The sequence below is a fragment of the Aromatoleum bremense genome, from assembly GCF_017894365.1.
Taxonomy (GTDB): Bacteria; Pseudomonadota; Gammaproteobacteria; order Burkholderiales; family Rhodocyclaceae; genus Aromatoleum; species Aromatoleum bremense.
Window position 1 is genome coordinate 2751843 of record NZ_CP059467.1, and the last position, 11451, is coordinate 2763293.

General features: G+C 61.8%; 12 protein-coding genes. 6 read left to right on the forward strand and 6 right to left on the reverse strand.

Translation table 11 applies throughout. The annotated features are described in order from the left end of the window. The first annotated feature begins 29 nt into the window (after positions 1-29). The 3 genes from pbN1_RS12970 to pbN1_RS12980 all read left to right on the forward strand — a co-directional run bounded on the left by pbN1_RS12970 (position 30) and on the right by pbN1_RS12980 (position 5025). Complete coding sequence (locus pbN1_RS12970) at positions 30-1223, forward strand: rhamnan synthesis F family protein (protein WP_210147493.1); 1194 nt, start codon at positions 30-32, stop codon at positions 1221-1223. A gap of 31 nt (positions 1224-1254) precedes the next feature. Then, the gene (locus pbN1_RS12975) at positions 1255-2889 is read left to right on the forward strand and encodes a hypothetical protein (RefSeq protein ID WP_210147494.1); all 1635 of its coding nucleotides are present in this window, start codon (positions 1255-1257) and stop codon (positions 2887-2889) included. A gap of 138 nt (positions 2890-3027) precedes the next feature. Next, positions 3028-5025, forward strand: coding sequence for a tetratricopeptide repeat protein (locus tag pbN1_RS12980; protein ID WP_169204232.1), 1998 nt, complete (start codon positions 3028-3030; stop codon positions 5023-5025). Between the two features lie 47 nt (positions 5026-5072). Here pbN1_RS12980 and pbN1_RS12985 read toward each other — a convergent pair whose 3' ends face one another. Further along, the gene (locus pbN1_RS12985) at positions 5073-5885 is read right to left on the reverse strand and encodes a SapC family protein (RefSeq protein ID WP_169204231.1); all 813 of its coding nucleotides are present in this window, start codon (positions 5883-5885) and stop codon (positions 5073-5075) included. Between the two features lie 76 nt (positions 5886-5961). Between pbN1_RS12985 and pbN1_RS12990 the strand changes: the two genes are divergently transcribed. The 3 genes from pbN1_RS12990 (at position 5962) to pbN1_RS13000 (ending at position 9523) form a co-directional block, all read left to right on the forward strand. Beyond that, complete coding sequence (locus pbN1_RS12990; RefSeq protein WP_210147495.1) at positions 5962-7215, forward strand: acyltransferase; 1254 nt, start codon at positions 5962-5964, stop codon at positions 7213-7215. An 83-nt stretch (positions 7216-7298) separates the two neighbouring features. Next, on the forward strand, positions 7299-9134 hold the full coding sequence (locus pbN1_RS12995; protein ID WP_210147496.1) for a glycosyltransferase: 1836 nt from the start codon (positions 7299-7301) through the stop codon (positions 9132-9134). Then, positions 9131-9523: a DUF2304 domain-containing protein gene (locus tag pbN1_RS13000; RefSeq protein ID WP_210147497.1), complete on the forward strand. Its 393-nt coding sequence runs from the start codon at positions 9131-9133 to the stop codon at positions 9521-9523. The genes pbN1_RS12995 and pbN1_RS13000 overlap by 4 nt, the downstream gene beginning before the upstream one ends. Positions 9524-9677: 154 nt before the next feature. Here pbN1_RS13000 and pbN1_RS21160 read toward each other — a convergent pair whose 3' ends face one another. Genes pbN1_RS21160 through pbN1_RS13020 form a run of 5 tightly spaced genes read right to left on the reverse strand, consistent with a single transcriptional unit; the run spans position 9678 to position 11123 of the window. Next, positions 9678-9869 carry a DUF4160 domain-containing protein gene (locus pbN1_RS21160; RefSeq protein WP_169202942.1) on the reverse strand — a complete coding sequence of 64 codons (192 nt, stop codon included), beginning with the start codon at positions 9867-9869 and terminating at the stop codon, positions 9678-9680. Beyond that, complete coding sequence (locus tag pbN1_RS13010; protein ID WP_169202941.1) at positions 9866-10597, reverse strand: transposase; 732 nt, start codon at positions 10595-10597, stop codon at positions 9866-9868. Before pbN1_RS13010 ends, pbN1_RS21160 begins: the two co-directional genes overlap by 4 nt. A 7-nt stretch (positions 10598-10604) precedes the next feature. Continuing rightward, on the reverse strand, positions 10605-10844 hold the full coding sequence (locus tag pbN1_RS13015; RefSeq protein WP_169118573.1) for a DUF2442 domain-containing protein: 240 nt from the start codon (positions 10842-10844) through the stop codon (positions 10605-10607). 8 nt (positions 10845-10852) lie between these two features. Beyond that, positions 10853-10954 (reverse strand): DUF4160 domain-containing protein, encoded by a 102-nt coding sequence (locus pbN1_RS21165; RefSeq protein WP_425305739.1) that lies wholly within the window; start codon positions 10952-10954, stop codon positions 10853-10855. Then, positions 10935-11123: a DUF4160 domain-containing protein gene (locus pbN1_RS13020; protein WP_210147498.1), complete on the reverse strand. Its 189-nt coding sequence runs from the start codon at positions 11121-11123 to the stop codon at positions 10935-10937. Before pbN1_RS13020 ends, pbN1_RS21165 begins: the two co-directional genes overlap by 20 nt. Positions 11124-11451: the final 328 nt, after the last annotated feature.

Genomic DNA, 11451 nt, shown 5'->3' on the forward strand with positions numbered 1-11451 from the left:
GGCCTGGTGGCGGCGTGGGAGTTGAAAGAATGTCAATGATGATCAGCAGGACAGTCTTGCAGCGGCGCCTGCGTTCGGTCGGGCGAGCAGTGTATTGGCGCTTGCCCCCTGGATGGCGAGAGTCGGTAGTCGAATTTTCTTATCGCCACGCAGGCGGATTGTTTCGGGGAATCGGCCACTACGAGATATGGCGTCAGCAGCGTTTACCTGGCGGTAGCCAGAATACGGCGGTTGGCCCTTCCCGCCTGACTGAACTTGGCAACGTCGCGCCGCTGCAACAGGCTCCCGGGCGAATCGCGATTCATGCGCATGTTTATTACCCTGATTTGGCCAAGGAATTCGCGGCCCGCCTGCGCAACATGCCTTACCCGTATGATCTTTTCGTGTCAGTCGCGAATGAGAAAGGAATGGGCGCCTGCCGTAGTGCATTTGCGCGTTTGCCGTGCATGGGGCGACTTCGGGTCGAGGTGGTGCCCAATCGCGGGCGGGATCTCGCCCCGATGTTTTGTGCTTTCGGTGGCGAGCTGAAGACCTACGACTTTATCGCCCATATCCATACCAAAAAGTCACTCTACAATAAGGGCGCGACCGATGGTTGGCGGGACTATCTGCTTTCATCTCTGTTGGGCAGCGAGGGATGCATACGCCGCATTTTCAGGTTGCTCGTTGATGATGCGGGTATGGTTTTCCCGCAGAACTACTCCAAGGTTCCCTACGCGGGCAGCACGTGGCTTGCGAATCGCGCGAGCGGTGTCGCTTGGTCTCACCGGCTCGGCGTGCGTGCGCCATCGTCGGGTTACTTCGATTTCCCGATTGGCTCGATGTTCTGGGCCCGCATGGATGCGCTGCGGCCATTGTTTGACGTCGGTCTGACACTCGAGGATTTCGACGCTGAAGCGGGCCAGTTGGACGGCACACTCGCACACACTATTGAGCGGCTGCTGGGAGTTGTCGCCCGAGGTTCGGGGCGCCGCATGGCGATACTGAGGGACGCCACCACTCCAAGCTGGTCGCCTTGGCGCTTCGATCAATATTTGCATCGCGGACGTACGGTCAGCGAGGACATGCTGGCGATGCCGGAATTGAAGCTGATAATTTTCGATGTTTTCGACACCCTGCTCGTTCGACCGCTACTGGATCCGGAACAACTGAAAGCGGTTGTTGCTCGTCAAGCCGGTGTACCGCTGGGGAAAAAAATATCTCGCTTGGCGAGCGGAGGCTGAGCGTTGCACCCGCGAGCGCGCAGGGCGTGACGTGGATCTGCATCACATATTCTGTGAGTTGGCACGACTTGCAGATCTGGATGAGCCTTCGACTTTACGTTTGAAAACACTGGAGCTGGCGGCGGAAACTGCCGCTGTTTTGCCTCGCCCCGGAGCTCCCGAGTTACTTCAACACGCGCTGGTTTGCGGCAAGACGGTCGTTCTTGCCAGCGACATGTATCTGCCGGCCGCCTGCATTGCGACAATGCTCGCCGAACACGGCATTACCGGTTGGCACAAGCTTTATGTCTCGTCGGAGATCGGCCTGCGCAAGGATACCGGGAGGCTCTATGACTATATCCTTGAGGATTGGGGCGTCCAGGTCGGTGAAGTGATGGTGGTGGGTGACAATGAACGTTCCGATCTGCAGATACCCGGGGATCGGGGCATGCGAACGTTGCACATGCTTAGGCCAGTCGAGTTGGCGCGGGGGACAGTACGGCTGGCACCGTTGATTGATGAGGTGCAACACGGTGGCTCTCTCGATGCAAATATCGGTTTGGGATTGATAGTGCGGAAGTTTTTCGGCCGGGTGTTCCACGACCGCTTCGATCCCGAGGCAATTATTCCAGCGCCGGATGCTCGCGCCATCGGATATGCTGTTGCCGGGCCGCTGGTGTTGGCTTTTACACAGTGGTTACTCGATCGGGCGTCCCAGGAGGGAGTCGAGCGGCTGCATTTTTTGGCACGCGAGGGGCAATTCCTCAAACTGGTCTACGACCGGGTCGCCCTCGGGATGGAGCACGCGCCATCCTCCTCATATCTGGTGCTTTCACGGCGCGCAGTGAACGTGCCTGCGATCAAGTCGATCGAGGATGTATTGCTTATCGCTCGCACAAGTTTTGGACCGGCTTCCTTGAAAGACTATCTGCTTGAGCGATTCGGTCTCGAACTGACGCAAGTGGAGAAGGACGGCCTGTTCGAGCAAGGCTTATGGCGGAAGGGGAAGCCCGTGGATATTCGCGACGGCGATATCGATGCGCTGCGACCGCTGCTGGATGCACTGCTACCGGCGATATTGCGTCAAGCCGAACTTGAGCGACGGGGCTTGGTAGCCTATCTAAATGAACAGGGTGTGAGCGGTACCAGTGCAACTACGGTTGTGGACATCGGATACTCGGGCACCATCCAGCATCGCCTGAATGCCCTACTTGGGGGAGGGGTCAACGGATATTACATGGCAACTTTCTTGAATACCGAATCGATGGAAGCTCGTTTCGACGTCCGGGCGGAGGGGTGTTTTTGTCATCGCGCCGCACAGGGGGAAGGTGCGCCGCTGTTTATTCGCCGGAGTTTTTTTGCCGAGAAGCTGCTGAGTTCGGACGATCCTCAAGTGATCCGCTACGGGGTGGGCGAAGGTGGGGCGCTGGTACCGGAATTTCGCGTGCTGACACGAGAAGAGCGGGAGACGTCAGGCGTTCGAGCCGACGTAAGGGCAGGAGCTCTTGAGTTCGTCGAGGATGTGATGACAGTTCGCGAAGGACTCCTACCTGATTTCCGCTTTCCGCCTCAACTCGCGATGGCGCTGTTTGAGACCTTTGTCGATCGGCTTTCGTCGGCAGAGGACGCAGTGCTGCGCGGACTAGTGCTGGATGATCATTATTGCGGCCGAGGGCTTGTCGCCTGAATAGATGAGAAGCCATAGGCAAAGAGCGGTCTATTTCTAACCAACTGAGCACATTGGTCTTTCCCGTAAACATTCCGCAGTTATCGGTAGGAGCAGTACAGAAAGATGTCGTGTTCGAGCGGTGAGGCACACGTAGTTGTGAGCGGGAATCTGCAGAGCCACCGGCAGTGGCTATTTTGGTGTGCCGCATTGCTGACCGGGGTGTTGCTCATCTATGTGCCGGGTTTGCAAAACGAGCTCGTCTTCGACGATGGGCGATTCGATGCGGGTGAGGCCCTGCTCGACGGCTACGGCAGCCTGCTGAGCCTGAAGCAGCGGCTGCTTTCCTATGGCTCCTTCGTCTGGGTGAACGCGCTGTTCGGCGAGTGCTGGTGGAAGCAGCGCGTGGTCAACCTGATCGTCCATTTTGGCGTGGCCGTGTCGCTGCTGGGACTATACCGACTGCTTGCCGCGCAGGTGAAATGGCCTGAAGAACTGGCCGCGGAAACGCGCTTCGCCGCCTCGCGCGATGCTGCCGTGTTCGTCGGCGTCGCCGTCTTCGCCTTCAATCCGGTCGCGGTTTACGCGGTTGCCTATCTGATCCAGCGTTCGATCCTGATGGCGACGCTGTTCGTCGTCCTGTCCTGTCTGTTCTTTGCCAGGGGCATCGTCGGCAAGGGCAGGCTGAACTATCTGGGCGCCGCGCTGTGCTACCTCGCCGCCGTGTTGTCCAAGGAGCATGCGCTGATGGCGCCAGTGCTTGGGGTGCCGTTATACGTATTCCTGCGCCGTCCAACGGCGAAGCAGCTTGGGCTGATCGCGGCGGTCGGCGCTCTTGCAGCGGCGGGCGTCGCGGCGGTGCTGTCCAGCATCTACGGCTCGATCGTCGGCGTGGCCTTCGACGAACTATCGCGGACCTTTGTCGCCCAGCTGAAGGCGATCGACCCCGCTATAGAAGCCCGCACCTATCCGTTGAGCATCGTCAATCAGGCGACGCTTTTCTTCCAGTACGGCTTCCTGTGGCTGGTGCCCAACGTGCAGTGGATGTCGATCGATCTGCGGCCGCCATTTCCGCTCGCGTTCGGCGCGTTTCCTCATGTCCTCGGCGCGATCGGCTTCGCCGCTCTGATCCTGGGGGCGGCCTATCTGCTGTTCCGTCGCGAGGGGCCGTTGCGCTTCCTCGGCTTGTGCCTGAGTGTGCCGTTGATCCTGTTCGCGACCGAGTTTTCCACGGTATGGATACAGGATCCGTTCGTGCTGTACCGCAGTTATCTGTGGGCGATTGCGATTCCCGGCATCGTCATGCTGCTGTTCGTCGGCACAAGGACGACGGTCGTCTACCTGGTCGGGCTGGCGGTGTCGACGGTGCTGATCGGCCTGTCGGTCGAGCGTGTGACGACGTTCAGGAGCAGCCTCACAGTGTGGGCCGATGCCGTCGACAAAATCGACGCCGAGGCGCCGGCCAATGCGGTCGGACGCTGGCGCCCCTTCCTCAACCGCGGGACGTACTACCTCGAAAACGATCTCCCGCAACTCGCCTATGCCGACTTCGCACGCGCCGAATCGCTCGGGGAGTCATTCGGTTCGTCGCGCTTCAACATGGGCGTCAGCCTCCAGATCGAGAAGAAGATCCCGGAGGCGGTCGCCGCTTTCGACGCCGCTGAAAAGCAGGGCTTGCGCACGTTCGGCCTCTATTATCACCGGGGCGCCACGCGAGCTATGATGGGCAAATTCGAGGGGGCGATCGACGATCTCAATCTCGCGATCGACAAGGCTTCCGATCACAAGCTGCGCACTCACGCACGCACCTTGCGCGGGGACGCAGCGATGCAAATCCGGCGCTACGACGTCGCCGTTGGGGAATACCAGGCGCTGCTGCGCGACGATCCGCGCAATTACGCCGTCCGCCTCGGCTTGGCGATGGCGCATCTCGGAATGCGGAACCTGGCCGCCGCTGGGCCGCTGCTGGACGAATTGCTGGCCGAGAAACCTCACCATGCTGCCTATTACGGCCGTGCCCTGCTAAACAGCGTACAGGGGTCAAGCGCAGCGGCGGTGGCCGATATCGAGCGCGCCATCGCGCTCAACCCGAAGCACCCTGGCTATCGTTCGCTGCGTTCGCAGTGGGGCGTGCCGCCCGGCCCGCCGGCGCGGTGAGGCGGCGCCGCGCGTGAACTGAACGCCACCCGGCCGGCGCGGCCCGTTCAGGCGTCCCGAGAAACGGTTTCTGCTCTCGCGTCCGCTTGCGGCAGGCGCTGCTCGGCCAGACGCCCCACCAGCGCCAGGTGGGCCATCGAGTGCAGTTGCGAATAGGCGAGCGAGATGGCGCCGACCTTGTGCAGCGAAGCCAAGGTGCTGGTGCGTAGCTTGTTCAGCGCTTCTTCGTCGATACGCAGGAATTGATCCATCGTCCACTGCCGGCTGCCGGTACGCACCGCCGCCGTCCACGGCTGCAGCAGGCCTGCCGCTTCGAGCGCCGAGCAGGCGCCAAGAGAGGGGTCGCGATCCTGCGTGAAGCGGGCGAGAAAACGCGTCACGCCCTGCAGTGCTTCGGACGGTGTTTTGTCTTCGTTGAAGAACGCTTCACCGTCCGGTCCGTCGGTGATTAAGTCGCTGTCCTCGTCGACGCACAGCAGTTTTTCGCCGCGCTCGGCATAGCTCACCGAGAACGGCCATGCCCGGAAGGCCGCCGGCGTGTAGGCACCCAGCCATTGGCCTTGTTCATCGACGAACACGTTGGCCTCCGCTTCCAGGCCCAGGATCGCGACTGGAAAGCAGTTGTTCTGGTGCTTGACGAAGCCGATCGGGAAAGCGCTTGCCGCGTTGCGAACTTCAGTCAGCATCAGCGGGACGAGGGCGGTCTGGGCAGCAAAGGCATACGACGAAAAATGCTGCCAGCGTTTTTTGCCGTACTTGGCGAAGGTGACAGGTTGGATGTTTGCCATGGTCTGAAAGTATTCGGTGCTGAAGGGTGAAGGTGATTTGTGCAGCGCACGGGCTGGCGCGGGAGGGGGCAAGTGTAGCAGAGGCAGTGCGCGGGCCCGCGCGACCGGCGTACATGGCACGAGGCGCGATAGACGGGGTTCGTCCGGGATGGACGGTCGAATACGCGAATCTGGTAAAGTCAGCGCCCGCGCCGGCGCATGTACGCGCTTCAGTCAGCTTGTGTACGATCGCCGGCCAGCATTTTCGGTGCCTTTTCGCCCCCAGCATGATGACATTCCGCCCGCCGCAGTACCCGTTCATCGACATCCTGCATGCTGCCGTGGCCGTGAACTGGCATTTCATCAAGAAACCCTTCGTGAAGCCTCGGCTGGTTCCGGCCGACAAGGAGCGGCGATGAAGGCGGAGTCGCATTACGGGCTCGACGTGATACGCGCGGTGGCGTCGTTTCTGGTCGTTGTGCTCCATGTCGCCGCGGGCGGGTTCTACCGCTTCGACGACAACTGGTTCGCCATCAACCTCTACGATTCCCTCGTGCGCGCCGCCGTGCCCCTGTTCCTGATGGTGACGGGTGTCTTGCTGCTGAACAGGGAACAGCCGCTGGCTTCCTTCCTGTTTCGACGCGCGCGCCGGGTGCTGCCGGCCCTGCTGTTCTGGTCCGCGGTGTACGCGTTCATGCAGGGGTATAGCGTCACCGATGCGGTGGGCTTTGTCCGCCGGCTGACCATCGGCCCCGTCCAGTACCATCTCTGGTACCTGTATGCCCTGTTCGGCATCTACGCGTTTGTGCCGGTGATGCGAGCGGTTCACCTTCATGCCTCGGTGGCGGAAAACCGTTTTTTCCTGCTGATGTGGGCCTTCGTCAGCTGCATATGGCCCGTCGCAGCGGCGCATTTCAATTTCTCGTACGACCTGATCGACGTGTACTGGCTGCACTCGTTCCTGGGGATGGCGGTGTATCTGCTCGTTGGCGCGCATCTTGGCCATCTGCTGCGGCGCAGCAATCGCCTGCCAGGCTTCGCGCTGTTTGCGCTTTCGGCAGCAGCCGTCGCCGCAGCGACGCATTACCGCGCGCTGCAGGCCGGAGCGCCCGATGAGATTTTCTATTCCTACCTGTCGCCTTTCGTCCTGCTCGGATCGATTGGCGCGTTCCTGTTCCTCGGCGCCGCCCAGCGCGCGGATTCGTGGATTTCGCCCGCGGTCAGGATGCTTTCCGCTCACTCGCTGGGCATCTACTGCGTCCACGTCCTGTTCATCGATTTCACGCGCGAAACGCTGGGTCTCTCATTGTCCAGCGGCAGTGCGTGGTGGACCGTGCCGGTGATCTCCGTGCTGGTGTTCGCGCTCGCCGCCGCGATGGCCTGGGTGATCGGCAGGTTGCCGTTATTGCGTCGCGTCGTCTGAAAGGCGCTACAATCGCCCGTCCTGCCGCATCCCCCAACCTGATCTTCGGCCGGTGACTATTCGTCGCGCCTAGCCTTGCGAACATGCGCGTATTGCACATCGGCAAGTTTTTTCCGCCCCATCCGGGTGGCATGGAAGTTTTTCTCGCCGACCTCGTCTGTGCCCAGCGCGCCCGGGGCATCGATGCTGCCGCGCTGGTGCATGGCCAACCCTTGCCGGACGACCCGGAGTGGCTGATGCGCGTGCCGGTCTGGGGCCATCTCGTCTACGCGCCGCTGGCGCCGGGTTTCCGCACCGCGCTCGCCGCGGCGATCAGGCAGTTCCACCCGGATGTGCTGCATCTGCATCTGCCCAACACCTCGGCGTTCTGGGCGCTGCTGCTGTTGCCCGCGCGGGATCTGCCGTGGGTCGTGCATTGGCACTCGGATGTCGTCGTGTCGCGTATTCGCGGCGCGCTGGCGCTGGCCTACCGGCTGTATCGTCCGTTCGAACAGGCGGTGCTCGACCGCGCCGAGCGCATCCTCGTCACCTCGCCGCCGTACCTGGAGGCTTCGGAGCCGCTGTCGCGCTGGCGCGACAAATGCACCGTCATACCGCTCGCGCTTGACAGCGGGCGCTTGCCCGAGCACGCCGGCACTGGTTCCGCGCCATCGTGGCGGGAAGGCAACTTCAGGCTGCTGTCGATCGGCCGGCTGACCTATTACAAGGGATTCGAGACGCTGATCCGCGCGGTGTCCGCGATGCCCGGCGTCGAGCTGCTCATCGTCGGCGAAGGAGCGCTTCGCCCCACGCTTGAAACGCTGATCGACGAATTTACCCCCGCGGGCATCGAGCCGAACATCCGCTTGCTGGGTGGTATTGACGACGCCGGCAAGCACGCCTTGCTGCAGGACTGCGACGTGTTCTGCCTCGCGTCGCGAGAGCGTACCGAGGCCTTCGGCATCGTCCTGCTCGAAGCGATGCGCTACGCCAGGCCCTGCATCGTCGCGGACCTGCCCGGCTCGGGCATGCCCTGGGTAGTCCGCGAAGGCGGCGCGGGGGTGGCGGTGCCGGTCGAAGATGTCGCTGCGTGGCGGGACGCAATCCGCGCGTTCCAGCGTGATCCCCACTATCGCGAAGGCTGCGGCGTGCAGGGACAGCGGGCGCTTTGCAAGAAGTTTGCGCTCGACCGGTGCGTGGAATCGATCGCCTCCGAATATGCGGCGGTCGTGCCCGACGCGGCAGTGGACGCGCCCGACAAGGAACTCCTCATCGTGATACCGGCGCGGAACGAGGCCGAAACGGTCGCGGCTGTGATACGCAGTCTGCACGAAGCCGGCTGGCGCGATGTCATCGTCGTCAATGATCAAAGCACTGATGCGACCGGGGCGATCGCGGCGGCGGCCGGCGCCACCGTGCTGTCGCCGGTCCTGCCGCTGGGCGCCTGGGGGGCGATGCAGACCGGTATCCGCTATGCGCTGCGTCACGGTTACCGCCAGGTCGTCACGATCGACGCCGACGGCCAGCACGAACCGGCCTGCATCCCCGTGCTGCTCGCCGCCGCCCGCAGCCACGATGTCGTCATCGGCGCCTTCCCCCAGCGCGGCAGCCGCCTGCGCAGGATCGCATGGCGCTATTTCCGCGCCATCACCGGCTTCGGCATTGATGATCTCACCTCCGGGTTCCGCTGTTACAATCGCGCCGCGTGTGAGGTCCTCGCCGCGGATGAAGCCACGTTGCTGGATTATCAGGATCTCGGCGTGCTGCTGATGCTGCGTCATGCGGGCCTCGAGATCGCCGAAGTGCCGGTCGCAATGTACCCGCGCGCCACCGGTCCGTCGCGCATCTTCGCCAGCTGGTCTCGCGTCGCCCGCTACATGGCGGAAAGCACGCTGCTATGTCTTGCGCGCTGGCACCCCAAACACCACCTCAGCCGATGATCTCCCTCAATCTCACCACCTCTCTCCTGGGGGCTGCGCTCGCGACGGCGATCCTCGTCCTCGTACGCCGCGACCACCTGCATCTGAGTCACGGTGTTTCATGGATCATCGTTGCCGCCACCGCCGCGCTGCTGGGCGCCTGGCCGATGTTGCTCGACCGCATCGCCTTCGTTGCCGGCATCGCCTATCCGCCGGCGCTGCTGCTGCTTGCGGGTGTAGTCGTCCTGCTGATCAAGGCCCTGCTTGCCGATATTGCCAATACCCGGCTCGAAAGGCAGGTGCGCCGCCTCAACCAGCGGCTGGCGATGTTCGAGGCGGAGTACGAACAGCGCGCACGTGCCGGCGCAAAGGTAGCAGGCGCTGGCAGCGACTTTGGTACTTCCAGTTAACACGCGCGACCACGCACAGCACCTGCTTGCCATCGGGTGTGTTGGCCAACTGGAAGGGATAGCCCCGGTAGGCTGCGGGAATATAGACACCCAGCCAGGCGCCCGTCCGGGCCGACGAACAGGTTCTGCCCTTTGTTCAGACCCAGCACCGCCATCAGGGCAGAGCCCTTCGGGTGCACCATGCGCCTGCGAGCAACATACCGTCCTCAATGGCAATCGATGCCCTATCACTTTGATAACGAACGTGAACGTGCGGAAGGTGATGCTTTTCCTTGATCTCGAAAAACGTCGAAATGATGATGCCGCGCTTGTAAGCAAAAGTCGGTGCTGGCGGAACGGCGGTCAAATCGGCAGCGTGGTCTGCTGCTCCTGCGCATTGCCTGGTTCAGCCATTTTACGCGGCCGACCCCGCGGACGCACCTCGCAGCGACGGCCGATCATCCGTTCGACCTGATCGAGAAAGCGCCCCTTGCCCAACGGTTGCCCCTGGTTCAGCGCCAGGCGGATATCCGTCAGCGCCTCATGATCGAGTTCGCTGCGGAACAAGGCCCGATAGGCCGCTTGGCGAGATGTCGCGTCGCCATCCAGCCCGAGATACAACGCATGCGGCGTCAGCAGCGCATCGGACTGCCCCAGGCCATTCGCCTGATAGCTGCTCCAGCGGTAATGCGCCGGATCGTCCGTGATGTTGGCCCGCACCGGATTCAACTCGATGTAACGTTGACAGAGCAATAAATAATCATTGGCCTGCACCAGCGAAGACTTGTAGCGGCTGTCCCACAAGGTGCCGGTGCGACGGTAGGTCTTGTTGATGTACTGCACATAGCGCCGCCCGAGCGAAATCACCAGTTGCGAGACTGCCTGCGCGGTCGGCGGCGTGAGCAGCAGATGCACATGGTTGGTCATCAGCACATAGGCATGCAAGGCGCAGCCGGTCTTTTGCAGCGCCTCGGCCAGCCATTCCCGATAGGCCAGAAAGTCCTCATCGGTAAAGAAGCAGGCCTCCCGGTTATGGCCGCGCTGCACCAGATGGATGGGAACGCCGGGCAGGTGGATACGGGGACGGCGGGGCAAGGCGTGCTTAGTCCGTCAGCGGAACCGAGAGGTCATAGAGGGTTTCGGGAGCAATATCCAGATCACCCGGCCAGCACACGGTGTCGAGCGCGACGAATGCCTGCTTGAATAGCGCGACATCCTGAAGCGACGTAAACACACCTCGGTTCAAATACGGTCGCGCATCGAACAGGCGATGGTCGCCAGTGTTGAACCAGAGTTCGAGGGAAAAGTCTTCCCGGGGTACAACGCGCGTCACAGATTCCATTTCGCCTCCTAGCGCAAGGGTTCGATGGCAAATGGTTTCTCGCCGTTGACGGCGAGTTCCCAATCGGCCAACAGCGACTCTCGATGAATCTCAATCCACGCCTGAACCAATCGGGCCTTGGCGACCGGAATCTCCCCCTGCCAGAACTGATTCGTCCAGAATCGAGAAAGAAGCATCCTGGCCTTGATATTTCGCATGAATGTGAGGCAATTTGTGCCTCTGATCATCGTAGAAGTAAAGGCTGATGATGATGCCGTAGAACATGCTGATCGTCGGCATGGCGTGTGTCTTTGTAGGCAGATGCGTCATTGTAGGCGAAATACTTAATTAAATGAGCCTGGCCCCTTTTTTCGCTTTTGAGTAAATGAGCCTGGCCCCTTTTTTCGCTTTCTCCCGATGCGCCGGTCGCTCGCGCGTGCCGTTCACGGTGCGCTACAGCCCCTCGCTGAGTCCACGGCAGACGAGGAATGCCGGGTGGTTACCCCGGATCGTGGATATCCGTTACGTCTCCGCTTCGGGGCGCGTGGCTTCGTTGCATCCTGAGCATACAGCGCTCGAGCGGTCGACGAAAAAAGGCCGACCCAAAGGTCGGCCTATGCAAGGGTGG